Here is a 24,826-nt window from a genome sequence, read left to right as displayed (position 1 = left end):
GGGAACATCCCCAAATATCTCGCAGAGTTGCATGCCTCAGCCCCGCATTATGTCCTGCCACATCGACGCGAGGAGCGCATTTATCCTCGGGCAATCAGGCTCAAATCGCCGAAGTATCCGATCAAAAACAAAAATGCCAGTCAGCTTAACTGACTGGCATTAACCCTGCGGGGTGCTTTTTTGTGCCCGCCATTTCTGGCTTTGCCGTGATCCCTTGTGGGAGCGAGCCTGCTCGCGAATGCATTCTGACAGTCAACATTGATGTCGGCTGGCATGCCGCATTCGCGAGCAGGCTCGCTCCCACATGAAGATTTTGGTGATCTGAAGATCGAATCCCAGGCATAAAAAAGCACCCCGAAGGGTGCTTTTTTCGTTTCGCGGGAAGCTTAGCGCTTCAGCGAGGCCGGCAGGTGCGGCTGGATCGCCGTCAGCACTGCCTTGAAGCATTTGGTGTTACCGGCAACGATGTGGCCTTTCTCAAGGAAGTCGTGACCGCCGGTGAAGTCGCTCACCAGACCACCAGCTTCCTGGATCAGCAGGGCGCCTGCAGCCATGTCCCACTCGGACAGGCCCGACTCCCAGAATGCATCGAAACGACCGGCAGCCACATAAGCCAGGTCCAGGCTTGCCGAGCCGGCGCGGCGGATGCCGGCAGTCTGGCCAACCAAGGCGCGGAACATGCCCAGGTAGTTGTCGAGGTTGTCCATCTGGTCGTCACGGAATGGGAAGCCAGTGCCGAGCAGAGCGCCGTCAAGGCTGGTGCGACCGCTGACGCGCAGACGACGACCGTTCAGTTGAGCGCCGCGACCACGGCTGGCGGTGAATTCTTCCTGGCGAACCGGGTCCAGAACAACAGCGTGCTCCAGGCGACCGCGGTATTTGCAGGCAATGCTGACAGCGAAGTGAGGAATGCCGCGCAGGAAGTTGGTGGTACCGTCCAGTGGGTCGATGATCCACAGGTATTCTTCGCCTTCGATGCCGGTGCCGGCGTGCAGGCCAGTCTCTTCACCCTGGATCGAATGATTCGGGTAAGCCTTGCGCAGGGCATCGATGATTTTCTGTTCGGCGGCGCGATCGACCTCGGATACATAATCCTTGGCGTCTTTTTCGTCGACCTTGATGGTATCCAGGCGCTCGATGGAGCGGAAGATCAGTTCACTGGCGCTGCGGGCGGCGCGCAGCGCGATATTCAGCATGGGCTGCATGGATGTGTCACCTAAGGTTGTTAAAGAAAGCCGCGCATTCTATCAGAACTTTTCTTCAGGTGAAGGTCGCTGTTCGCTTTCATAGCTTAACGGTAGGCTGTTCTGTAAGATTTGCACCCCTTTCCTGTGTCCGAGAGCGCCTCCCTTGCTGCAGAACATTCGTGTCGTCCTGGTCAATACCAGCCACCCCGGCAACATCGGCGGGGCCGCGCGCGCCATGAAAAACATGGGTCTGTCGCGGCTGGTGCTAGTCGAACCGCGGCTATTCCCGCACCACGAAGCCGATGCTCGCGCTTCCGGTGCCGGTGACATCCTTGAAAACGCCCAGGTCGTCGCCACCCTGGAAGATGCTCTGGTCGGCTGCAATCTGGTGCTTGGCACCAGTGCCCGCGACCGGCGCATTCCCTGGCCGCTGCTGGATCCGCGCGAGTGCGGCACCAAAGTGGTCGAAGAGGCCGGGCAGGGCGCTGAAATCGCTTTGGTGTTTGGTCGTGAAGATTCCGGCCTGACCAACGACGAGCTGCAGCGATGTCACTTTCACGTACACATCCCCTCCGATCCTGAGTTCAGCTCGCTGAATCTCGGCGCGGCGGTGCAGGTGTTGAGCTATGAAGTGCGCATGGCGTGGTTGGCCGCGCAAGGTCAGCCAAGCAAGATCGAGAAGGAAGAAGTGGCCTCGGTGAAAAGCGCCGAGCTGGCGACCATGGATGAGCTGGAGCGATTCTATGAGCACCTGGAGCAAACGCTGGTCGCCATCGAATTCCTCGATCCGGAAAAACCACGGCACTTGATGGCGCGCCTGCGCCGGTTGTACGGACGCAGCTCGGTCAGTCGAGCGGAAATGAATATTTTGCGTGGCATCCTCACGGAAACCCAAAAAGCGGCCCGTGGTGAGCTTCTTAAGCGGAAGGACTAAATGATGTTTGAGCGTTTGCGTGAAGATATCCAAAGCGTATTCCATCGAGACCCGGCGGCGCGTAACGCTTTTGAAGTCCTGACTTGCTACCCCGGCATGCATGCGATCTGGATTCATCGACTGGCCGGGATGCTGTGGCGCCATGATCTGAAATGGCTGGCGCGTCTGGTGTCGAATTTCGGCCGCTGGTTGACCGGGATCGAGATTCATCCGGGGGCGAAAGTCGGTCGTCGCTTCTTTATCGACCACGGCATGGGCATCGTCATCGGCGAAACCGCCGAGATTGGCGACGACGTCACGATTTATCAGGGCGTGACCCTCGGTGGCACCAGTTGGAATAAAGGCAAGCGCCATCCGACGTTGGGTGACGGTGTCGTCGTCGGTGCGGGCGCGAAAGTGTTGGGACCGTTCACTGTCGGCGCCGGTGCCAAGGTCGGCTCCAATGCGGTAGTGACCAAGGAGGTGCCGCCGGGCGCCACGGTTGTGGGTATTCCAGGGCGGATCATCGTCAAATCCGATGAGGAGCAGGACGCCAAGCGCAAGGCCATGGCCGAGAAGATCGGTTTCGATGCCTATGGTGTGAGCGAAGACATGCCTGACCCGGTGGCGCGCGCCATTGGGCAGTTGCTCGATCACCTGCAAGCGGTGGATGGGCGGCTGGAGGGGATGTGCGGCGCACTGAAGGATCTGGGCAGCAATTACTGTGCGAAGGATCTGCCTGAGCTGCGCGAAGAAGACTTCGCCTGCGTGAAGGGCAAGGATCAGAGTCAGGCCAGCTAAACCGCGTCGACTTCTTCGCGAACAGGCTCGCTCCCACATTGGAGTGCGTTCTCCTGTGGGAGTGAGCCTGCTCGCGAAGAACGATAACGCGCAACCACTGGCTGTACGCCGACAGCCTTTGCTATGATGCGCGCGCTCTTTTGCGGGTAAACCCGACTAAAGCACTAGGTCTTATAGTTGACTTAAATGCTCGGGAATTGCATACTCCCGCCCATTCTGAACTCCGTGGTAACTGTCCATGCGACTGACTACAAAAGGCCGATACGCCGTGACCGCCATGCTTGACCTGGCGTTGCACGCGCAGCACGGGCCGGTGTCCCTGGCCGATATCTCCGAGCGCCAAGGCATCTCCCTGTCCTATCTCGAACAGCTTTTCGCCAAGCTGCGCCGCAGCAACCTGGTTTCCAGTGTTCGCGGTCCGGGCGGTGGCTACCAGTTGTCCCGCGACATGCAGGGTATCCAGGTGGCTCAGGTGATCGATGCGGTGAACGAATCGGTCGATGCCACCAAATGCCAAGGCCAGGGCGACTGCCATTCCGGCGACACCTGCCTGACCCATCACCTGTGGTGCGACCTTAGCCTGCAGATTCACGAATTTCTCAGCGGTATCAGCTTGGCTGATCTTGTGACTCGCCGTGAGGTGCAAGAAGTAGCCCAGCGCCAGGATCAGCGTCGTTGCAATGGCAAGGCGCCGCGCCTGGACAAGATTGAAGCGTCCGCCGTCGAATGACAGCCAAAGAGCTAGCGGCACGCCAGCCAGCCTGATTTAGGAGATAGTCCATGAAATTGCCGATTTACCTTGATTACTCTGCGACCACCCCGGTCGATCCGCGCGTTGCGCAAAAAATGAGTGAATGCCTGCTGGTCGACGGAAACTTCGGTAACCCGGCTTCCCGTTCCCACGTGTTCGGCTGGAAGGCTGAAGAGTCCGTAGAAAACGCCCGTCGTCAGGTGGCCGATCTGGTCAACGCTGATCCGCGTGAAATCGTCTGGACGTCCGGTGCTACCGAGTCCAACAACCTGGCAATCAAGGGTGCGGCACATTTCTACGCCTCCAAGGGCAAGCACCTGATCACCTCCAAGATCGAGCACAAGGCTGTCCTCGACACCATGCGCCAACTGGAGCGTGAAGGTTTCGAAGTCACCTACCTTGATCCGACTGAAGACGGTCTGATCACTCCGGCCATGATCGAAGCTGCGTTGCGCGAAGACACCATCCTCGTGTCGGCCATGCACGTGAACAACGAAATCGGCACCGTCAACGATATCGCTGCCATCGGCGAGCTGCTTCGTTCGAAGGGCATCCTGTTCCATGTTGACGCTGCTCAGTCCACTGGCAAGGTCGAGATCGACCTGCAGAAACTGAAAGTCGACATGATGTCGTTCTCTGCTCACAAAACCTACGGCCCTAAAGGCATCGGCGCGTTGTACGTCAGCCGCAAGCCGCGTGTGCGCATTGAAGCGACCATGCACGGTGGCGGTCACGAGCGTGGCATGCGTTCCGGCACCCTGGCGACCCACCAGATCGTTGGCATGGGCGAAGCGTTCCGTGTCGCAAAAGAAGACATGGCCGCTGAAAACGTTCGTATCAAAGCCTTGAGCGACCGTTTCTACAAGCAGGTCGAGCATCTGGAAGAGCTGTACGTCAACGGTAGCCTGATTGCCCGCGTTCCGCACAACCTGAACCTGAGCTTCAACTACGTTGAAGGCGAGTCGCTGATCATGGCGCTCAAGGATCTGGCGGTTTCGTCCGGTTCGGCCTGCACCTCGGCATCGCTTGAGCCTTCGTACGTGCTGCGCGCCCTGGGCCGCAACGACGAACTGGCACACAGCTCGATCCGCTTCACTTTCGGCCGCTTCACGACCGAAGAAGAAATCGACTACGCCGCGCAGAAAGTCTGCGAGGCTGTTACCAAGCTGCGCGCTCTGTCGCCGCTTTGGGACATGTACAAAGACGGTGTCGACATTTCGAAAATCGAGTGGGCGGCACACTGATTTCAAGTCGCCGCGAACCGGCCCTGTCACCCAGGTTGCAGGGCTTTAAGAGCGACTCTCTGATGAGTGAGGATTAAGCATCATGGCTTACAGCGAAAAGGTCATCGACCACTACGAAAACCCGCGCAACGTCGGCAAGATGAACGCGGAAGATCCTGATGTCGGCACCGGCATGGTCGGCGCTCCGGCGTGCGGCGACGTCATGCGCCTGCAAATCAAGGTCAACGATCAGGGCGTTATCGAAGACGCCAAGTTCAAGACCTACGGCTGCGGTTCGGCAATCGCTTCCAGCTCCCTCGCCACCGAGTGGATGAAGGGCAAGACCCTGGACGAAGCCGAAACCATCAAGAACACTCAGCTGGCCGAAGAATTGGCCCTGCCACCAGTGAAGATTCACTGCTCGGTACTGGCTGAAGACGCTATCAAAGCGGCTGTTCGCGATTACAAGCAGAAGAAAGGCTTGATCTGACTTTCTGGATTTGGCGACGAGTAAGGAGTCAACGATGGCTATCAGCATGACAGAAGCGGCTGCTCAGCACGTGCGACGCTCCCTCAACGGGCGCGGCAAAGGTGAGGGGATTCGTCTGGGTGTTCGCACCACAGGTTGTTCCGGCCTTGCCTACGTGCTGGAGTTTGTCGACGAGGTGGTTGCAGAGGATCAGGTGTTCGAAAGTCACGGCGAAAAAGTGATTATCGACCCGAAAAGCCTGGCCTACCTGGACGGCACCGAGCTCGATTTCGTCAAGGAAGGGTTGAACGAAGGCTTCAAGTTCAACAACCCCAACGTACGCGGTGAGTGTGGCTGCGGCGAAAGCTTCAACATCTGAGGCTTGTCGTGGGTATTCCTTGTCATTTCGCTTTATTCGAGCTGCAACCGAGTTTCCGTCTGGATCTCGAGCAGTTGGCCACGCGCTACCGAGAGTTGGCGCGCGGCGTTCATCCTGACCGTTTTGCCGATGCTTCCGAGCGCGAGCAACGGTTGGCGCTCGAGCAGTCTGCACGCCTCAATGAGGCCTATCAGACGCTCAAGAGCCCGCCCCAGCGTGCGCGCTACCTGCTGAAAGTCAGCGGGCATGAAGTGCCGATGGAAGTCACGGTCCATGACCCCGAGTTTCTTTTGCAGCAGATGCAGTGGCGCGAAGAACTCGAAGACCTCCAGGACAGCGCCGATCTCGACGGTGTCGCGGTGTTCAAGCGTCGCTTGAAAGTGGCTCAGGAAGAACTCAACGAAAGCTTCGCAGCCTGTTGGGATGATGCAGCGCAGCGCGAACAGGCCGAACGCCTGATGCGACGCATGCAGTTCCTCGACAAGCTCACCTACGAAGTGCGCCAGTTAGAAGAGCGCCTCGACGATTAACCCAGTGCCGCTCCGGTCGCACGCCTGATATACAGATAAGTCCTGATCACGATGGCCCTACTGCAGATCGCCGAACCCGGCCAAAGTCCTCAACCGCACCAGCGTCGTCTGGCTGTGGGGATCGACTTGGGCACTACCAATTCGCTGGTCGCTGCGTTGCGCAGTGGTCTTTCCGAGCCGCTGGCTGACGCTGACGGGCAGGTCATCCTGCCGTCTGCCGTGCGTTATCACGCCGATCGCGTCGAAGTCGGCGAGTCGGCCAAGCTGGCCGCGTCCTCCGATCCTCTGAACACTGTGCTGTCGGTCAAGCGCTTGATGGGTCGTGGTCTGTCCGACGTCAAGCAATTGGGCGAGCAACTGCCGTACCGCTTTGTCGGCGGCGAATCGCACATGCCGTTCATCGACACCGTTCAGGGGCCGAAAAGCCCTGTCGAAGTCTCCGCCGATATCCTCAAGGTCCTGCGTCAGCGCGCTGAAGCGACCTTGGGTGGCGAGCTGGTTGGTGCGGTGATCACCGTTCCTGCCTATTTCGACGATGCTCAACGTCAGGCCACCAAGGATGCGGCGAAACTCGCTGGTCTGAACGTGCTGCGCCTGCTTAATGAGCCGACCGCCGCCGCTGTGGCTTACGGTCTGGATCAGCATGCCGAAGGCCTGGTGGCCATTTATGACCTGGGCGGTGGCACCTTCGATATTTCGATTCTGCGTCTGACCGGTGGTGTTTTCGAAGTGCTGGCCACTGGCGGCGACAGCGCGCTGGGCGGCGATGACTTCGATCACGCGATTGCCGGCTGGATCATCGAGAGCGCCGGCCTGTCCGCCGATCTCGATCCGGGTGCGCAGCGCAATCTGCTGCAAACCGCCTGCGCAGCAAAAGAAGCCCTGACCGATGCGGCGAGTGTTGAGGTTGCCTACGGTGACTGGAAAGCCCAACTGACTCGCGAAGCCTTTGATGCGCTGATCGAGCCGATGGTCGCTCGCAGCCTGAAAGCCTGCCGTCGCGCCGTTCGTGATTCCGGTGTTGAGCTGGAAGACGTGCACGCCGTGGTCATGGTTGGCGGTTCGACCCGCGTTCCACGCGTTCGTGAAGCCGTTGCCGAAGCCTTCGGTCGTCAGCCGTTGACTGAAATCGATCCGGATCAAGTGGTGGCCATCGGGGCTGCGATCCAGGCCGATACCCTGGCTGGCAACAAGCGCGATGGCGGCGAGCTGCTGTTGCTCGACGTGATTCCGCTGTCCCTGGGGCTGGAAACCATGGGTGGCCTGATGGAGAAGGTGATTCCGCGCAATACCACCATCCCCGTCGCCCGTGCTCAGGATTTCACTACTTATAAAGATGGTCAGTCGGCCATGGCCATTCACGTCTTGCAGGGCGAGCGTGAACTGATCAGCGACTGCCGCTCGCTGGCGCGCTTCGAGTTGCGCGGTATTCCGGCGATGGTGGCCGGTGCGGCGAAGATTCGCGTGACCTTCCAGGTCGATGCCGACGGTCTGCTCAGCGTTTCCGCCCGTGAACTGGGTTCGGGCGTTGAGGCGAGCATTCAGGTCAAGCCGTCCTACGGTCTGACCGACGGCGAAATCGCCAAGATGTTGAAAGATTCGTTCCAGCACGCCAATGACGACAAGGTTGCCCGCGTCCTGCGTGAGCAGCAAGTCGATGCCCAGCGTCTGATTGAAGCGGTGCAGGGCGCTCTGGAAGTGGACGGCGAGCGATTGCTCGACGCCGAAGAGCGCATGGTCATCGACTTGCAGTTGCAGGAACTGGCCGAACTGATGAAAGGTACTGATGGTTACGCCATCGAGCAGCAGACCAAGCGTCTGTCGCAAGTGACCGACGCTTTTGCTGCCCGCCGCATGGATCTGACGGTGAAAGCCGCTCTGTCGGGGCGCAACCTGAATGAAATCGAGGATATCTGATGCCGCAGGTCATTTTTCTGCCCCACGAGAAGTTCTGCCCTGAAGGCATGGTGGTCGAGGCTGCGCCCGGCACATCGATTCTCGAACTGGCCCATGAACACCACATCGAGATGGAAAGCGCCTGCGGTGGCGTCTGCGCCTGCACCACTTGCCATTGCATCATCCGCGAGGGTTTCGACTCGATGGAAGAGGCTGACGAGCTGGAAGAAGATTTCCTCGATCGGGCCTGGGGTCTGGAAGCGCAATCGCGCCTGGCCTGTCAGGCTATCGTGGGTGAAGAAGACATCACCGTCGAAATTCCGAAATATTCGCTTAACCATGCGGCCGAAGCGCCGCACTGACTGGTAAGACTGTCATGAGCTACGGTTGGAATGATGTTCAACGCATTGCAGAAGAATTGGCTGAAGCCAAGCCGGATGTGGATCCGCTTTCTGTCAATTTCGTCGACCTGCAGCGATGGATCAAGGAACTGCCTGACTTCGACGACACCTCTGGCCGTGTTGGCGAGAAGGTGTTGGAAGCGGTTCAGGCGCTCTGGATCGAAGAAGTAGACTGATCGTCCTCGCAGGTTAGGCAATACCCAAGAACCCGCGTATAATTCGCGGGTTTAATTTTTCGCAAATTACCGTTTCTGGAGTTACACCATGGCTGTTCAACGTACTTTCTCCATCATCAAGCCTGACGCTGTTGCAAAAAACGTCATCGGCGAGATCACCACTCGTTTCGAAAAAGCCGGCCTGCGCGTTGTAGCTTCGAAACTGAAGCAACTGTCCAAAGCTGAAGCTGAAGGCTTCTACGCTGAGCACAGCGCTCGTGGTTTCTTCGGCGACCTGGTTGCTTTCATGATCTCCGGTCCTGTAGTTGTTCAGGTTCTGGAAGGCGAAAACGCTATCGCTCTGAACCGTGAGCTGATGGGCGCTACCAACCCTAAAGAAGCTGCTGCCGGTACCATCCGCGCTGATTTCGCTGATTCCATCGACGCCAACGCTGTTCACGGTTCGGACTCCGAAGCCGCAGCTGCTCGTGAAATCTCGTACTTCTTCGCAGCTACTGAAGTAACCACTCGCTAAGCATTGGCTTAAGAGTGAAGGTGAATCCATGACTACATCGACTGTAAAAACCAACCTGCTGGGGCTGACTCAACAGGAAATGGAAAAATTCTTCGACTCAATCGGGGAGAAGCGTTTCCGTGCCGGTCAGGTAATGAAATGGATTCACCATTTTGGCGTCGATGATTTCGACGCCATGACGAACGTCAGCAAGGCCTTGCGCGACAAGCTCAAGGCTATTGCCGAGGTCCGTGGTCCTGAAGTGGTCAGCGAGGACATTTCCAGCGACGGCACCCGTAAGTGGGTGGTGCGCGTGGCGTCCGGCAGCTGCGTCGAGACCGTGTACATTCCCCAGGGCAAACGCGGCACTCTGTGCGTTTCGTCCCAGGCAGGCTGTGCCCTGGATTGCAGTTTCTGCTCCACCGGCAAGCAAGGCTTCAATAGCAACCTCACCGCCGCCGAAGTCATCGGTCAGGTGTGGATTGCCAACAAATCTTTCGGCAGTGTCCCGGCAACCGTCGACCGTGCCATCACCAACGTGGTGATGATGGGCATGGGTGAGCCGCTGCTGAACTTCGACAACGTCGTCGCCGCCATGCATCTGATGATGGATGACCTCGGCTACGGGATTTCCAAGCGCCGCGTGACCCTGTCCACGTCGGGTGTGGTGCCGATGATCGATGAGCTGGCCAAGCACATCGACGTATCCCTGGCGTTGTCCCTGCACGCACCGAATGACGCATTGCGTAACCAATTGGTGCCGATCAACAAGAAATATCCGCTTAAGATGCTGCTCGAGTCGTGCAAGCGCTACATGTCCGCCCTTGGCGAGAAGCGTGTGCTGACCATCGAGTACACCTTGCTCAAGGACATCAACGATAAAGTTGAGCATGCGGTGGAAATGATCGAGCTGCTGAAGAACATTCCGTGCAAGATCAACCTGATTCCGTTCAACCCGTTCCCGCATTCCGGGTACGAGCGGCCGAGCAACAATGCTATCCGACGGTTCCAGGATCAGTTGCATCAGGCCGGTTTCAACGTCACTGTCCGCACCACCCGTGGTGAAGACATCGACGCTGCGTGTGGTCAATTGGTAGGGCAGGTGCTGGATCGCACCCGTCGCAGCGAACGTTACATCGCCGTGCGTGAGTTGAGCGCCGACAGCGATCTGGCACAGAACGCTGCGAACACTAACTAAGAGAGGATCTCTATGTCCCTGCGCTTTGCGCTGCTGTTGCTGTTGACCAGCCTGTGTGCTGGTTGTGTCCTGTCGGGTGACTACAACCCGATGAAGACCAGCAAGGGCCGCGATGAAGCGCGGGCTGCCTACGTGCAGTTGGGGCTGGGGTACTTGCAGCAAGGCATGAGCGAGCGGGCCAAGGTGCCGCTGAAGAAGGCGCTGGAAATCGACGGTTCCGATCCTGATGCCAATGCTGCTCTCGGCTTGGTGTTCCAGTCCGAAATGGAGCCTGAGCTGGCCGACGAACACTTCCGCAAGGCTTTGTCCTCCCGTCCTGCCGATGCGCGCATCCTCAACAACTACGGCAGTTTTCTCTACGAACAACAGCGTTATAAAGAAGCCTACGAGCGTTTTGAACAGGCCGCCGCCGATACCCTGTATCCTGAGCGTTCGCGTGTGTTCGAGAACCTCGGCATGACGGCGGCGAAGCTCGGTCAGCGTGATCTGGCGCAGCAGCAGCTGGAAAAGGCGCTGCGGTTGAACCGCCAACAGCCACGCGCATTGCTGGAAATGGCTGAGTTGTCCTTCGAAGACAGGCATTATGTGCCCGCGCGAGACTATTACGACCGTTTCAGCCTGCTGACCGAACAAAATGCACGTAGTCTATTGCTCGGCGTTCGGCTGGCAAAAGTGTTTGAAGATCGCGACAAGGCCGCCAGTTATGGCCTGCAATTAAAACGACTCTATCCCGGTACGCCGGAATATCAGCAATACCTGTCGGAGCAATGATGAAAGCGGCGCATCCCGAAGTTGTAGCAGCGAATCGCGTTAACCCCGGTGAGACCCTGCGCCAGGCCCGCGAAAGCAATGGCTGGTCGCTGGCCGAAGTGGCCCTCAAGCTCAACCTCACCGTGACTTCCCTGAGCAATCTTGAAGCCGGCGCTTTCGACAAGCTGCCGGGGCATACCTTCGCTCGCGGTTACATTCGCGCTTATGCCAAATTGCTCGGCATGGACCAGACCGTTCTGGTCCAGCAATTCGACCAGTCCACCGGCACCGATTCCCAAGGCAGCAACGTCCACGCTCTGGGTCGTATCGAAGAGCCGGTGCGGGTTTCCCACACCATTTTGCGTATCGTCAGCTTGCTGTTGCTGATCGCGGTCATCGGCGGCGGTTTCGTCTGGTGGCAGGATCAGACGTCGCAGCGCACCAAAGACCTGGCCAGCCTGACACCAGAGCACGTCGAAGTCGAAGGCGCCGACGGCACCACCCAGATCCATCCGATTGACGAGCCGGAAGATCAGGCTGTCGCCGAAGCTCAGACCGAGGGCGCCACTGCCCTGGCGCTGCCGCAATCGGAAACCACCGCCGGCGCTGCTGGCGCCGAGCCTGCTGCTCCGGCAACTGCGCCAGCAGCGCCGGCGACGCCAACAGCACCGGTTAACACACCGGCCCCGGTTGTCGCCACCCCGGCCACTCCTGCACCGAACGTTCCCGCGACGCAAGCGCCGACCGCCACGGCGCCAGTCGTTCCTGCGACGCCTGCGCCAACCGCGCAAGCGACCGCTCCAGTTGCCGGCGACGGCCAGGTGCAATTGCAGTTCACCGGCGATTGCTGGGCGCAAGTTACCGATGGTCGCGGCAAAGTGCTGTTCAGTGGTCTGAAACATAAAGGCGACAGCGTGGCTGTCAGCGGCAAGCTGCCGCTGAACGTGCGTCTGGGCGTTGCCCGCGCCGCACAGGTCAGCTACAACGGCCAGCCGGTCGATATCGCTCCGTTCACCAGTGGCGAGACTGCTCGCCTGAAGTTGGGTCAATAAGTCATGCACGGCGAATCTCCAATCAAACGTCGCGAATCGCGCAAGATCTGGGTCGGCAACGTACCGGTGGGCGGCGATGCGCCGATTGCTGTGCAGAGCATGACCAACAGTGACACCAATGACGTGGCCGCCACCGTTGCGCAGATCAATCGTCTGGAAGCCGCCGGCGTCGACATCGTTCGCGTATCGGTGCCGGACATGGACGCCGCCGAGGCGTTCGGCAGAATCAAGCAACTGGTCAAGGTGCCGTTGGTTGCCGACATTCACTTCGACTACAAGATCGCGTTGCGCGTAGCCGAGCTGGGTGTGGACTGCCTGCGGATCAACCCGGGCAACATCGGTCGTGAAGACCGCGTGCGTGCCGTGGTCGATGCCGCCCGTGACCGCGGGATCCCGATCCGCATCGGCGTCAACGCCGGCTCGCTGGAAAAAGACCTGCAAAAGAAATACGGCGAGCCGACCCCGGCCGCGCTGGTCGAGTCCGCCTTGCGTCACGTTGAACACCTCGAACGCCTGAATTTCCAGGACTTCAAGGTCAGCGTGAAGGCTTCCGACGTGTTCATGGCCGTTGAAGCCTACCGCTTGCTGGCGAAAGAAATTGTCCAGCCGCTGCACCTGGGCATCACCGAAGCCGGTGGATTGCGTTCGGGCACAGTGAAATCCGCCGTGGGCCTAGGTATGCTGCTCGCCGAGGGGATTGGCGATACTATCCGCATCTCGCTGGCGGCCGACCCGGTCGAGGAAGTGAAGGTCGGTTACGACATTCTCAAGTCTTTGCATCTGCGTTCCCGTGGCATCAACTTCATCGCCTGCCCGAGCTGCTCGCGGCAGAACTTCGATGTGGTCAAGACCATGAACGAGCTGGAAGGGCGTCTTGAAGACCTGCTGGTGCCGCTGGATGTCGCGGTGATCGGTTGTGTGGTCAACGGCCCCGGTGAAGCCAAGGAAGCCCATATCGGCTTGACCGGCGGCACGCCAAACCTGATTTATATCGACGGCAAGCCGTCGCAGAAACTGACGAATGACAATCTGGTGGACGAGCTGGAAAGGCTGATCCGCCAGAAAGCGGCCGAGAAGGTCGAAGCTGACGCAGCGGTTATCGCGCGCGGCTGAGCTGACTGAACGCCGAACGAATTTAAGGATTTAAAGTGAGCAAGTCTCTGCAAGCCATTCGTGGCATGAATGACATCCTGCCCGAACAGACCCCGCTGTGGCGTTATCTGGAGGGCACTGTGGCGCGTCTGCTGGATAACTACGGTTACAAGCAGATCCGCATGCCGATCGTCGAATTCACCGAGCTGTTCAAACGCTCGATCGGTGAAGTGACCGACATCGTCGAAAAAGAGATGTACACCTTCGAAGACCGCAACGGCGACTCCCTGACCCTGCGCCCGGAAGGCACCGCGGCGTGCGTGCGTGCGGTGCTCGAGCACGGCATCACCGGCGGTGGCCAGGTGCAGAAACTCTGGTACATCGGCCCGATGTTCCGTCACGAGCGCCCGCAGAAAGGCCGTTATCGCCAGTTCCACCAGATCGGTCTGGAAGTGTTCAACCTCGACGGTCCGGACATTGATGCCGAGCTGATCATCATGACCTGGCGCCTGTGGGGCGAGCTGGGTATCCGTGATGCGGTCAAACTCGAACTGAACAGCCTCGGCACCAGCGAGTCCCGTGGTCGTTATCGTGAAGCGCTGGTCGAGTACCTCTTGGCGCACCACGACAAGCTCGACGAAGACAGCCAGCGTCGTCTGAAAACCAACCCGCTGCGCGTGCTCGACACCAAAAATGCCGAGACCCAGGCCGTGCTGGTCGATGCGCCGAAGATGGCGGATTACCTCGACGACGAGTCCCGTGCTCACTTCGAAGGCCTGAAGGCTCGTCTGGATGCTGTTGGCATTCCTTACGTGCTTAACCCGAAACTGGTTCGCGGCCTCGACTACTACAGCAAAACCGTTTTCGAATGGGTCACCGACAAACTCGGCGCCCAGGGCACTGTGTGCGCGGGCGGCCGTTACGACGGTCTGGTCGAGCAAATGGGCGGCAAGCCGACCACAGGCGTCGGTTTCGCCATGGGCATCGAACGTCTGGTGCTGATGCTCGAAACCCTGGAGCAGATCCCGGAAGAAATCTCCCGTCAGGTCGATGTCTACCTCTGCGCCTTCGGTGAAGAAGCCGAGCTGGCCGGTCTGGCTCTGGCCGAACGGGTACGCGATCAACTTCCAAACCTGCGTCTGCAAGTCAATGCTGGCGCCGGCAGTTTCAAAAGCCAGTTCAAGAAAGCCGACAAGAGTGGTGCGTTGTACGCACTGATCCTGGGTGACGACGAAATGGCCCAGCAAGTGGTAGGTTTCAAACCCCTGCGTGGCCAGGGCGAACAACAAAGCATTGCCTGGGATGCGCTTGCCGCTCACCTGGCCACCTGCGTCGTGCAGGGTTGAAGCTGTCTAAACAGCCGATTTAGCGATTAAGGAGTATTGGGGTGTCGAGTACCGAAGACGAACAGTTGGCGGATTTGAAGGACTGGTGGACACGCAACGGCAAACCTCTGGTCACTGGCGGCCTGTTGGCGCTGGTCATCGTGTTCGGCTGGCAGGCTTATCACAAGTATCAGAGCAACCAGTCGCAAGGCGCCTCGGTGCTTTACCAGCAACTGCTGGAAACCACGCTGACGCCTGACGGCAAGCCTGATGCTGCCCGCGTTGCGGACCTGGCCGGCAAGCTCAACAGCGAATTCGGCGGCACTGCCTACGCGCAGTACGGCAGCCTGTTCGTGGCCAAGGTTGCAGTCGACAGCGGCAAGCTGGATGACGCCGCAACCGAGCTTAAAGCCATCGTCGACAAACCGGCCAACCCGGCGCTGGGCGAAATCGCCCGTCAGCGCCTGGCGCAGGTGCTGGGCGCGCAGGACAAGGCTGAAGACGCCCTGAAACTGCTCGACGGCGACGCTGACAAAGCGTTCCTGGCCACCCGCGAAGAACTTAAGGGCGACCTGCTGGTGCGGCTGGGTCGTACCGACGACGCGAACAAGGCGTATCAAAAAGCCAAGGCGGCACTGTCGGATGAAGCGGCGGTCGGTGGCCTTCAAATCAAGCTCGACGACCTGGCCAAAGGGGATGCGTGACGTGATCCGTTGGAAGCATGCAGCATTGCTGGCTCTGGCCATTTTGGCCGCGGGTTGCAGCAGCAACAGCAAAAAAGAATTGCCACCGGCTGAACTGACCGACTTCAAAGAAGAAGTGGTTCTGCAAAAGCAGTGGAGTCGTTCGATCGGTGACGGTCAGGGCGAAACCTACAACATGCTGGTACCGGCGATCGACGGTGACACCATCTACGCCGCCGATGTAACCGGCGTGGTGATGGCCATGGATCGCGGCAATGGCGACGTGAAGTGGAAACAGGATCTTGATTTGCCTGTCTCCGGCGCCGTTGGCGTGGGTTACGGTCTGGTGCTGATCGGTACGTTGCGTGGCGAAGTTGTCGCTCTGGACACCAGCAATGGTGAAGAGAAGTGGCGTGCTCGCGTCAACAGCGAAGTTCTCGCGCCACCGGCCAACAACGGTGACGTGGTAGTGGTGCAGACCCAGGACGATCGTCTGATCGGTCTGGATGCATCCACCGGTACGCAACGCTGGGTGTACGACAGCACGCCGGCCGTGCTGACCCTGCGTGGCACCAGTGCACCGCTGGTGACCAACCGTCTCGCGGTAGCGGGTCTGTCGACGGGTAAAGTGGTCGCTCTGGATATTTCCAACGGCGTGCCGGTCTGGGAACAACGGATCGCGATTCCACAAGGTCGTTCGGAACTGGAGCGCGTGGTCGACATCGACGGTGGCCTGCTGCTGTCCGGCGGTACGCTTTACGTTGCCAGCTATCAGGGTCGCGTTGCGGCACTGGATCTGGAAAGCGGCCGTCAACTCTGGCAGCGCGATGCGTCGAGCTACGCGGGTATCGCCCAAGGTTTCGGCAGTGTTTACGTGAGCCTGTCTTCGGGCACCGTTGAAGGCGTCGACGAACGTTCCACCACAGCATTGTGGAGCAACGACTCGTTGGCCCGTCGTCAACTGTCGGCTCCGGAAGTGTTCTCCAGCTATGTGGCAGTGGGTGACCTGGAAGGTTATCTGCACCTGTTGAGTCAGGTTGACGGTCGTTTCGTCGGCCGTGAGCGCATCGACAGCGACGGCCTGCGTGCCCGTCCGCTGGTGGTGGGTGACACGATTTATGTGTATGGCAACAGCGGCAAACTGGAAGCCCTGACCATCAAGTAACAACTATGCTTGGGGATAACACCCCAGGCAGCTTCACTTGTGGGAGTGAACCTGTTCGCCCCCACAGTGTTGCCCCGAGCACCAGCCGCTGCCTCGCAGCGGCTTTTGTATTTTCTGAAATAACGAAGTGGAGAGCCGCATGGTTCCCGTAATCGCCCTGGTGGGCCGACCGAACGTCGGCAAATCCACCTTGTTCAACCGCCTGACCAGGACTCGCGACGCCATCGTCGGCGACTTGTCCGGTCTGACCCGTGATCGCCAGTACGGTGAGGCCAAGTGGCAAGGGCGTTCCTACATTCTGGTCGACACCGGTGGTATCTCCGGTGACGAGCACGGTATGGACGAAAAAATGGCCGAGCAGTCGCTGCTGGCCATTGAAGAAGCAGATGTTGTGCTGTTCCTGGTAGATGCCAAGGCCGGTTTTACCGCCGCTGACCAGATGATCGCCGAACACTTGCGCAAACGTAACAAGCGCTCCTACGTGGTTGCCAACAAGGTCGACAACATCGACCCGGAAATGGCCCGCGCTGAGTTTGCTCCGTTAGGCATGGGCCACGCGATTCCGATCGCCGGTGCTCACGGCCGTGGCATCACTCAGATGCTGGAAATCGCCTTGGGTGATTTCCCGAGAGACGCAGAAGAGCCGGAAGACGGCGAAGAAGAAGTCGTTGCCGAAGGTGAGGAAGCCAAGCGCATTCCTGGCCCGAGCGAAAAAGACGGGATCAAGATCGCCATCATCGGTCGTCCGAACGTCGGCAAGTCGACTCTGGTCAACCGGATGCTCGGTGAAGACCGGGTAATCGTCTACGACCAACCCGGCACCACGCGCGACAGTATCTACATCCCGTTCGAACGCAATGAAGAGAAGTACACGCTGATCGACACCGCCGGTGTACGCAAGCGCGGCAAGATCCACGAAGAAGTCGAAAAGTTCTCCGTGGTCAAAACCCTGCAGGCGATCAAAGACGCCAACGTGGTGATCTTCGTGATGGACGCCCGCGAAGGCGTGGTCGATCACGACCTCAACCTGCTGGGCTTCGCGATCGAGGCCGGTCGTGCGCTGGTGATCGCGATCAACAAGTGGGACGGCATGACGCCGAGCGAGCGCGACTTCGTCAAGGTCGAGCTGCAGCGTCGCCTGTTCTTCGTTGACTACGCCGACATCCACTTCATCTCGGCACTGCACGGCACTGGCGTGGGCAACCTCTACGCTTCCGTACAGAACTCGTTCAAGTCGGCGGTCACCCGCTGGCCGACCAACCGTCTGACCCAGATTCTGGAAGACGCGGTTGGCGAGCACGCGCCACCGATGGTCAACAACCGCCGGATCAAGCTGCGTTACGCCCACTTGGGTGGCGCGAACCCGCCGATCATCGTGATCCACGGTAACCAGATCGAGAAAGTGCCGAAGTCGTACGTGCGCTATCTGGAGAACACTTACCGTCGTGTGCTGAAGCTGGTCGGTACGCCGATCCGCATCGAGTTCAAGGGCGGCGAGAACCCGTACGAAGGCAACAAAAACACGCTGACCGATCGCCAGGTCAACAGGAAGCGTCGGATGATGTCGCACACCAAGAAAGCCGACAAGAAGCGCCGCGACAAGAAGTGATGGAGATGGTCATTTGATCGTTCCCACGCAGAGCGTGGGAACGATCATTGAAAGAGAAGGGCGCCGGCAGGCGCCCTTTTTTTATGGGCGCCGGATGGGCTATCCTCGGGCTCTCCCGCGCCGTCGTCAGAGCCGGGTGCAGAGCAGGGAACCCCCGATGATCACCAGTAAGCTGCCGAATGTCGGCATCACTATTTTCACGCAGATGTCTCAGCTCGCGGCGCAGACCGGAGCCATCAACCTGTCCCAGGGTTTTCCTGATTTCGACGGCCCGCAGTCCCTGCGCGATGCGGTAGGTCGGCATATTGCCAGTGGCCACAACCAGTATTCGCCGATGACCGGCCTGCCGGCACTGCGCGAGCAGATCTCAGCGAAGATCGCCCGCAGTTACGGCGTGAATGTCGATGCTGAACATGAGGTGACGGTGACGCCGGGCGCGACCCAGGCGATCTTCTGCGCCATTCAGGCGGTTATCCACAGCGGTGACGAAGTCATCGTGTTCGACCCGTGCTACGACAGTTACGAGCCCGCGACGGAGCTGGCGGGCGGTCGTTGCGTGCATGTGCAGTTGAGGCCAGACGATTTCTCCATCGATTTCGGCAAGCTTGCAGCGGCCCTGACCCCACGCACGAAAATGATCGTCCTCAACACCCCGCACAACCCGAGCGGTGCCTTGATCAGCCGCGCCGAGCTGGATCAGTTGGCGGCGTTGATTCGTGACCGTGACATCTATCTGATCAGCGACGAAGTCTACGAACACCTGGTGTTCGACGGCGTGCCGCATGTCAGCGTGCTCGCCCACGAGGAGCTGTATCGGCGTGCCTTTGTGGTCAGCTCGTTCGGCAAGACTTACCACGTCACTGGCTGGAAAACCGGCTATGTCGTCGCACCGCCAGCGTTGACTGCGGAACTGCGCAAGGTGCATCAGTACGTCAGTTTCTGCGGCGTCACGCCGCTGCAATATGCCTTGGCCGATTACATGGCCGAGCACCCGGAACACGTCGAAGAGTTGCCGGGTTTCTATCAGGCCAAACGTGATCTGTTCTGCGATCTGCTGGCACCGTCGCGATTCAGCTTTACCCGTGTCACCGGTACGTACTTCCAACTGGTCGATTACTCGCAGATTCGTCCCGACCTGAACGACGTCGAGATGGCCATGTGGATGACCCGCGAGCACGGTGTGGCGAGTATTCCGGTGTCGGTGTTCTATCAGAGCCCACCCGAAGGCCAGCGCCTTGTGCGCCTGTGCTTTGCCAAACGCGAGGAGACGCTGCGCGAAGCGGCGGCCAAATTATGCGCGATCTGAGTACCTTGCCCGATCTCAATCTGGCGCTGATCCAGACCAGCCTGGCCTGGCATGACCGCCAAGCCAATCTTGAGCATTTTGATGCATTGCTGGAGCAGGCGCGGGGGGCGGATCTGATTATCCTGCCGGAGATGTTCACCACCGGTTTCTCCATGGAGTCGGAAACCCTCGCCGAAGTCGAGAATGGTCCGACCAGCAAATGGCTGAAAGTGCAGGCAGCCAAGCTGAATGCGGTGATCACCGGCAGCGTGATCATTCAGGCGGCCGACGGTAGTCATCGCAATCGCCTGCTCTGGGCGCGGCCCGACGGCGAAGTGCTGCATTACGACAAGCGTCACCTGTTCCGCATGGCCGGCGAGCACAACCACTACACACCCGGCGAGCGCCAGGTGCAGTTTGAGCTCAAGGGTTGGCGGATTCGTCCGCTGATTTGCTATGACCTGCGCTTCCCGGTGTGGAGCCGCGATGCACAGGACACCGATCTGCTGCTGTACACCGCCAACTGGCCGGGTGCGCGACGCCTGCACTGGAATCGTCTGCTGCCAGCACGCGCCATCGAAAACCTCTGCTACGTGGCGGCGGTGAATCGAGTAGGGACTGACGGCAAGGGCTTTGCCTACACCGGCGACAGTCAGGTACTCGATTTCCAGGGTGAGAGCCTGCTGGCGGCGGGGGAGGCTGACGGCGTGTTCAAGGCAGTGCTGGAAGCGGCACCACTGGCGGCTTACCGCGAGCGTTTTCCGGCGAATCTGGATGCGGATACCTTCGAGTTCACCTGATTTGCGGGTTGTCTGTGCGGACCTCTTCGCGGGCAAGCCCGCTCCCACAGGGATTGTGGGTGTACACCCGATTTCATGTACACCGCGACCACTGTGGGAGCGAGCCTGCTCGCGAAGGGGCCAGACCAGTCAATACAAAAAACATCAGGCAAAAAAAGGCCCCGAAGTTCGCACTTCGGGGCCCTTTGCATTTCAGCGATGGCTTACGCCGCTTTCGCTTCCGGCTGGCTCAGCGAGCGGTTCAGTGCACTGAACAGTGCCTTGAAGCTGGCGGTGGTGATGTTTTCATCGATACCCACGCCGTGTACCGCACGTTCGCCGTTCACGCGCAGCTCGATGTAAGCCGCTGCCTTGGCGTTGGTGCCCGCGCCGATCGCGTGTTCGTTGTAGTCCATGATTTCCACCGGAATCGGCAGACCGGCCACCAGTGCTTCCAGCGCACCGTTGCCTTTGCCGCGCCAGTGCAGATTGGTTTCGCCCTGACCCTGGCTGGCCACTTCCACTTCGACGGCGCTGTTGCCGTTTTCTTCCTGCAGGCGATGGCTGACCAGCGCGTACGGGGTGTTGGCTTGCAGGTATTCGCTGATCAACAGCGAGTGAATCTGCTTGGCGGTCATCTCCAGACCCAGACGGTCGGTTTCACGCTGCACGACCTGGCTGAACTCGATCTGCATGCGACGCGGCAGGCTGATGCCGTATTCCTGTTCCAGCAAGTAAGCGATGCCGCCCTTGCCCGACTGGCTGTTCACACGAATCACTGCCTCGTAGCTGCGGCCGATGTCGGCCGGGTCGATCGGCAAGTACGGCACTTCCCACAGGGTGTCGGATTTTTGCTGGGCAAAGCCCTTGCGGATCGCATCCTGGTGCGAGCCGGAGAACGCGGTGTGGACCAGGTCGCCGACGTACGGGTGACGAGGGTGAACCTGGATCTGGTTGCACTCTTCGACGACTTTGCGCACGCCGTCGATGTCGGAAAAGTCCAGCTCAGGGTCAACGCCCTGGGTGTACATGTTCAGGGCTACGGTGACGAGGTCGACGTTACCGGTACGCTCGCCGTTACCGAACAGGCAGCCTTCGACACGGTCGGCGCCGGCCATCAGGCCCAGTTCGGTGGCGGCCACGCCGGTGCCACGGTCATTGTGGGTGTGCAGGCTGATGATCACGCTGTCACGACGGTTGATGTTACGGCCGAACCATTCGATCTGATCGGCGTAAATGTTCGGGGTCGCGCATTCAACAGTGGCCGGCAGGTTGAGGATCATCTTGTGTTCAGGCGTCGGGTTCCAGACCTCGATCACTGCGTCACAGACTTCCTTGGCGAATTCCAGCTCGGTGGCGCTGAAGGTTTCCGGCGAGTATTCGAACGTCCACTCGGTGTCCGGCTGCATCGCTGCGTATTTGACGAACAGCTTGGCGGCGTTGACTGCGATGGCCTTGATGCCGTCCTTGTCCTGATTGAAGACGATGCGACGGAAAGACGGCGAGGTGGCGTTGTACAGGTGAACGATGGCTTTTTTCGCACCGCGCAGGGATTCGAACGTGCGCTCGATCAAGTCTTCACGGCCCTGGGTCAGCACCTGAATGGTGGTGTCGTCCGGGATGTGGCCTTCTTCGATGAGGGTACGCACGAAGTCGAAATCGGTTTGCGAAGCGGCCGGGAAGGACGCTTCGATTTCCTTCACGCCGACCTGCACCAGGGTCTTCCAGAAACGCAGTTTCTTCACAGCGTCCATTGGCTCGATCAGCGACTGGTTGCCGTCGCGCAGGTCGGAGCTGCACCAGATCGGCGCGGCGTCGATGGTTTTCGACGGCCAGGTGCGATCCGGCAGGTTGATGACGGGGAACGCGCGGTATTTCGAAGACGGATCTTTGAGCATGCTCATCGGGAAATTCCTTATTGTCTGGGCCGAAAAGAGGCGGCCTGCCGGTGTTACGAATGTTCAGGGAAAGCGTGGGACGAGGTGCCGCGATTCAGCCTGGCAGTCGTGCGCTGACGAGGCACAGGCTGCGGTGCTGGCGAAGCTGAATGAGGGTGTGAGAGGTTTTCATGCCTTCAACCCTAACCGCGGGTGGGGAGGATGGCAAGCAGTCGAAAAAAATTGAGAGGAATACTCGAAAAGCTGGATTTTGCGCGATTTTATTGTGCTTAATGCCATAGATCGTTGTTAGTTTTGCGCAGGGTTTGATAGCTGCGCAATTCAGGAAGATGGGCTCTTCATGATTTGGGGTGGAGTGGTTTGTCTGTGCATATTTCGGTGTATGGAAGACCGCCTTCGGGAGCAAGCCCCCTCCCACAATGATCCGGGATGTTCGAAAATCTTGTGTACACCGGAGAAACGTGTGGGAGGGGGCTTGCTCCCGAAGAGGCCAGCAGCCTTCACTGAGGAATCAGGGCTGGAATGCACCAATGAAAATCGCCGGATCCACCCGCGCATCGTTCAGGCTGATATTCCAGTGCATGTGCGGCCCGGTCGCCCGCCCCGTCGAACCGACCTTGCCCACCACCGCGCCACGCGCCAGTTGATCGCCAACCTTCACGTCAATTTTCGACATATGGCAGAACATGCTGATAAAGCCCTGGCCATGGTCGACAAATACCGTGTTGCCGTTGAAGAAGTAGTTACCGGTCAGAATCACCTTGCCTCCCGCCGGGGTCTTGATCGGCGTGCCCGCCGGCACCGCAAAGTCGAGGCCAGCATGCGGGTTGCGCTCTTCACCGTTGAAGAATCGACGCACACCGAACTTGCTCGACAGCGGCCCGTTGACCGGTTTGTCCAGCAGCAGATTGCTCGGCGTGTTCGGGCTGAAGCTGCGGTAAGCCTTGATCTGCTCGGCCAGCTCGCCTTCGATGCGCTTGAGGTTGGCCGGGTTCGGATTGACCTGCTGGGTATTCTTCAGGGTGATGCGCTGTTCCGGGTATTTCTTGTTACCAACCGTGAACGGCAGATTACGCCCGCCACTGTTGATCTGCTGTGCGCCGGGTTTGACGGTCAGCGGCACGCCAACAATCGCCAGCCAGTTGTTCTGTTCTTTTACTACCAGTACCGGTTTGCCCTGATACGTGGCTTTCGGTGCCTGCGCAGCGGCGCCCAGATCAACCACTGCCACGCCGCCCGGCACCGGTTTGTTCAACAGCCGGGTGATGTAACTGTCGGCGTGGGCATTGAAGGTCAGACAGAGCAAAAACAGTGGAGCGAGAAAACGCGGCATGGATCAGTCCAGTAAAGAAAGGGTGACAGGCGTGAGGTGATTGTCCTCGACGCGCACTTGCAGTTCGCCTTCGCCGAGTTTGGCTTTCAGGCGCTGGCCGGTATGGGTTTGCGCGGCGTTGCGAATCGCATGGCCGCGTTCGTCGAGCAGAATGCTGTAACCACGCCCAAGGGTCGCCAGTGGGCTGACCACATGCAGCGTCTGCATTTGACTGTGCAGTTGCAGGCGGCGGTTCTTCAGACCTTCGCGCATGGCGCGCGGCAAGCGTTCGGCGAGGCTTTCCAGACGTTGGCGCAACATCGCCAGTTGCCGCCCCGGATGCTGCCCGGCGAGGCGGGTCTCCACGCGTATCAGGCGTTCGCGACGGGTATTGAGGCTGCGTTCGAATGCCCGGCGCATACGCATGTCCAGATCATCCAGGCGCTGAGCCTGCTGGCGCAGTCGTTCGCCGGGATGGCGCAGGCGACGGGCCATGCCTTCCAGGCGCAGGCGATCGCGCATCAAGCGGTCACGCATGCGCATCACCAGGCGGCGGTGCAGGCTTTCAACCTGACGGATCAGGTGGCTGGAATCGGGGGCGAGCAACTCAGCGGCGGCGGACGGCGTCGGTGCGCGTACGTCGGCGACGAAATCGCTGATCGATACATCGGTTTCATGGCCAACGGCGCTGACAATCGGTGTCACACAGGCATCGACTGCGCGCGCTACGGCTTCTTCGTTGAAGCACCAGAGGTCTTCCAGCGAGCCGCCGCCACGGGCGAGGATCAGTGCGTCGAAGCCATGCGCGTCCGCCATCTTCAAGGCGCGAACGATCTGTGCGGTGGCTTCGCGACCCTGCACGGCGGTCGGAATCAACGTCAGTTGCACTTGCGGCGCACGGCGGCGGAACACGCTGATGATGTCGCGGATCACCGCGCCGGTCGGCGAACTGATGATGCCGATGCGCTGTGGATGCGCCGGCAGCGGCACTTTGCGCTCGGCACTGAACAGGCCTTCGGCGTTGAGCTTTTCCTTCAGCGCATCGAAGGCCAGACGCAGGGCGCCGTCCCCGGCCGGCTCGACGGTGTCGAGAATCAGTTGATAGTCGCCACGGCCCTCGAACAGCGAAACCTTGCCGCGCACCTTCACCGCCAGGCCGTCTTTCAACGCCTGACGCACCCGCGCCGCGTTCTGCCGGAACAGCGCGCAACGCACCTGGGCGCCACTGTCCTTGAGGGTGAAATAGATGTGGCCGGACGCCGGGCGGGCGAGGTTGGAGATTTCGCCCTCGACCCAGATGTTGCTGAACACGTCTTCTAGCAACACCCGCGCGCGGCCGTTGAGCTGGCTGACGGTCAGGACTTCACGGTCCAGGCCAAGTCTTGCAAAGGGATCTTTAATCATGGGGCGCAGTTTAAAGGCATTTGCCAGTCAATCACCATGACACAACACAAAAGCC

The 24,826-nt window shown here is 59.5% G+C and carries 25 protein-coding genes; 21 read left to right on the top strand and 4 right to left on the bottom strand.

Features of this window, described 5'->3' with window-relative positions; genetic code table 11:
- Positions 1–386: 386 nt before the first annotated feature.
- A complete protein-coding gene (gene suhB / locus CKW18_RS20895) occupies positions 387–1,205 on the bottom strand; it encodes an inositol-phosphate phosphatase (RefSeq protein ID WP_016773320.1) in 819 nt (272 codons plus the stop codon).
- 145 nt (positions 1,206–1,350) lie between these two features.
- Here suhB and trmJ point away from each other — a divergent pair, with 145 nt between their 5' ends.
- The 21 genes from trmJ to CKW18_RS20790 all read left to right on the top strand — a co-directional run bounded on the left by trmJ (position 1,351) and on the right by CKW18_RS20790 (position 20,178).
- Positions 1,351–2,121, top strand: coding sequence for a tRNA (cytosine(32)/uridine(32)-2'-O)-methyltransferase TrmJ (gene trmJ, locus CKW18_RS20890; RefSeq protein ID WP_008084663.1), 771 nt, complete (start codon positions 1,351–1,353; stop codon positions 2,119–2,121).
- Between the two features lie 3 nt (positions 2,122–2,124).
- Positions 2,125–2,901, top strand: a complete 777-nt coding sequence (gene cysE, locus CKW18_RS20885) for a serine O-acetyltransferase (RefSeq protein ID WP_095190537.1) — start codon at positions 2,125–2,127, stop codon at positions 2,899–2,901.
- 238 nt (positions 2,902–3,139) lie between these two features.
- The gene (iscR, locus tag CKW18_RS20880; RefSeq protein ID WP_007956690.1) at positions 3,140–3,631 is read left to right on the top strand and encodes a Fe-S cluster assembly transcriptional regulator IscR; all 492 of its coding nucleotides are present in this window, start codon (positions 3,140–3,142) and stop codon (positions 3,629–3,631) included.
- A gap of 50 nt (positions 3,632–3,681) precedes the next feature.
- The gene (locus CKW18_RS20875; RefSeq protein ID WP_095190534.1) at positions 3,682–4,896 is read left to right on the top strand and encodes an IscS subfamily cysteine desulfurase; all 1,215 of its coding nucleotides are present in this window, start codon (positions 3,682–3,684) and stop codon (positions 4,894–4,896) included.
- 82 nt (positions 4,897–4,978) lie between these two features.
- Complete coding sequence (gene iscU, locus CKW18_RS20870; protein WP_003227907.1) at positions 4,979–5,365, top strand: Fe-S cluster assembly scaffold IscU; 387 nt, start codon at positions 4,979–4,981, stop codon at positions 5,363–5,365.
- A gap of 34 nt (positions 5,366–5,399) precedes the next feature.
- On the top strand, positions 5,400–5,723 hold the full coding sequence (gene iscA, locus CKW18_RS20865; protein ID WP_007903589.1) for an iron-sulfur cluster assembly protein IscA: 324 nt from the start codon (positions 5,400–5,402) through the stop codon (positions 5,721–5,723).
- 8 nt (positions 5,724–5,731) lie between these two features.
- Positions 5,732–6,253 (top strand): co-chaperone HscB, encoded by a 522-nt coding sequence (gene hscB / locus CKW18_RS20860; RefSeq protein WP_095190533.1) that lies wholly within the window; start codon positions 5,732–5,734, stop codon positions 6,251–6,253.
- 51 nt (positions 6,254–6,304) lie between these two features.
- Positions 6,305–8,170: a Fe-S protein assembly chaperone HscA gene (gene hscA / locus CKW18_RS20855; protein ID WP_095190532.1), complete on the top strand. Its 1,866-nt coding sequence runs from the start codon at positions 6,305–6,307 to the stop codon at positions 8,168–8,170.
- Positions 8,170–8,511, top strand: coding sequence for an ISC system 2Fe-2S type ferredoxin (gene fdx, locus CKW18_RS20850; protein WP_007916885.1), 342 nt, complete (start codon positions 8,170–8,172; stop codon positions 8,509–8,511). The genes hscA and fdx overlap by 1 nt, the downstream gene beginning before the upstream one ends.
- Positions 8,512–8,525: 14 nt before the next feature.
- A complete protein-coding gene (iscX, locus tag CKW18_RS20845) occupies positions 8,526–8,726 on the top strand; it encodes a Fe-S cluster assembly protein IscX (RefSeq protein ID WP_095190531.1) in 201 nt (66 codons plus the stop codon).
- A gap of 88 nt (positions 8,727–8,814) precedes the next feature.
- The gene (ndk, locus tag CKW18_RS20840; protein ID WP_007916882.1) at positions 8,815–9,240 is read left to right on the top strand and encodes a nucleoside-diphosphate kinase; all 426 of its coding nucleotides are present in this window, start codon (positions 8,815–8,817) and stop codon (positions 9,238–9,240) included.
- Positions 9,241–9,268: 28 nt separating this feature from the next.
- A complete protein-coding gene (gene rlmN / locus CKW18_RS20835) occupies positions 9,269–10,417 on the top strand; it encodes a 23S rRNA (adenine(2503)-C(2))-methyltransferase RlmN (RefSeq protein WP_095190530.1) in 1,149 nt (382 codons plus the stop codon).
- A gap of 12 nt (positions 10,418–10,429) precedes the next feature.
- Complete coding sequence (pilW, locus tag CKW18_RS20830; protein WP_095190529.1) at positions 10,430–11,188, top strand: type IV pilus biogenesis/stability protein PilW; 759 nt, start codon at positions 10,430–10,432, stop codon at positions 11,186–11,188.
- Positions 11,188–12,219, top strand: a complete 1,032-nt coding sequence (locus CKW18_RS20825; RefSeq protein ID WP_095190528.1) for a RodZ family helix-turn-helix domain-containing protein — start codon at positions 11,188–11,190, stop codon at positions 12,217–12,219. Before pilW ends, CKW18_RS20825 begins: the two co-directional genes overlap by 1 nt.
- Before the next feature lie 3 nt (positions 12,220–12,222).
- Positions 12,223–13,332: a flavodoxin-dependent (E)-4-hydroxy-3-methylbut-2-enyl-diphosphate synthase gene (gene ispG, locus CKW18_RS20820; RefSeq protein WP_095190527.1), complete on the top strand. Its 1,110-nt coding sequence runs from the start codon at positions 12,223–12,225 to the stop codon at positions 13,330–13,332.
- Positions 13,333–13,367: 35 nt separating this feature from the next.
- Positions 13,368–14,657, top strand: a complete 1,290-nt coding sequence (gene hisS / locus CKW18_RS20815; RefSeq protein ID WP_095190526.1) for a histidine--tRNA ligase — start codon at positions 13,368–13,370, stop codon at positions 14,655–14,657.
- 41 nt (positions 14,658–14,698) lie between these two features.
- Positions 14,699–15,340, top strand: coding sequence for a tetratricopeptide repeat protein (locus CKW18_RS20810; RefSeq protein ID WP_095190525.1), 642 nt, complete (start codon positions 14,699–14,701; stop codon positions 15,338–15,340).
- On the top strand, positions 15,333–16,484 hold the full coding sequence (gene bamB, locus CKW18_RS20805) for an outer membrane protein assembly factor BamB (RefSeq protein WP_095190524.1): 1,152 nt from the start codon (positions 15,333–15,335) through the stop codon (positions 16,482–16,484). The genes CKW18_RS20810 and bamB overlap by 8 nt, the downstream gene beginning before the upstream one ends.
- 139 nt (positions 16,485–16,623) lie before the next feature.
- Positions 16,624–18,093 carry a ribosome biogenesis GTPase Der gene (gene der, locus CKW18_RS20800; protein WP_095190523.1) on the top strand — a complete coding sequence of 490 codons (1,470 nt, stop codon included), beginning with the start codon at positions 16,624–16,626 and terminating at the stop codon, positions 18,091–18,093.
- A 157-nt stretch (positions 18,094–18,250) separates the two neighbouring features.
- Positions 18,251–19,399 carry a pyridoxal phosphate-dependent aminotransferase gene (locus CKW18_RS20795; protein WP_095190522.1) on the top strand — a complete coding sequence of 383 codons (1,149 nt, stop codon included), beginning with the start codon at positions 18,251–18,253 and terminating at the stop codon, positions 19,397–19,399.
- A complete protein-coding gene (locus CKW18_RS20790) occupies positions 19,387–20,178 on the top strand; it encodes an amidohydrolase (RefSeq protein ID WP_095190521.1) in 792 nt (263 codons plus the stop codon). The genes CKW18_RS20795 and CKW18_RS20790 overlap by 13 nt, the downstream gene beginning before the upstream one ends.
- A gap of 203 nt (positions 20,179–20,381) precedes the next feature.
- Here CKW18_RS20790 and leuA read toward each other — a convergent pair whose 3' ends face one another.
- From leuA to xseA, 3 genes are all read right to left on the bottom strand, one after another.
- Entirely contained in the window at positions 20,382–22,061 is a 1,680-nt protein-coding gene (leuA, locus tag CKW18_RS20785) for a 2-isopropylmalate synthase (RefSeq protein WP_095190520.1), read from the bottom strand.
- Positions 22,062–22,566: 505 nt separating this feature from the next.
- Positions 22,567–23,388 (bottom strand): M23 family metallopeptidase, encoded by an 822-nt coding sequence (locus tag CKW18_RS20775; protein WP_095190518.1) that lies wholly within the window; start codon positions 23,386–23,388, stop codon positions 22,567–22,569.
- 3 nt (positions 23,389–23,391) lie between these two features.
- The gene (gene xseA, locus CKW18_RS20770) at positions 23,392–24,771 is read right to left on the bottom strand and encodes an exodeoxyribonuclease VII large subunit (protein ID WP_095190517.1); all 1,380 of its coding nucleotides are present in this window, start codon (positions 24,769–24,771) and stop codon (positions 23,392–23,394) included.
- Positions 24,772–24,826 lie beyond the last annotated feature (55 nt).

The sequence above is a fragment of the Pseudomonas sp. Irchel 3E19 genome (genome assembly GCF_900187585.1).
GTDB lineage: Bacteria > Pseudomonadota > Gammaproteobacteria > Pseudomonadales > Pseudomonadaceae > Aquipseudomonas > Aquipseudomonas baetica.
Note: the sequence above shows the minus strand (reverse complement) of the source record. Positions and strands in the feature narration are given on the sequence as shown.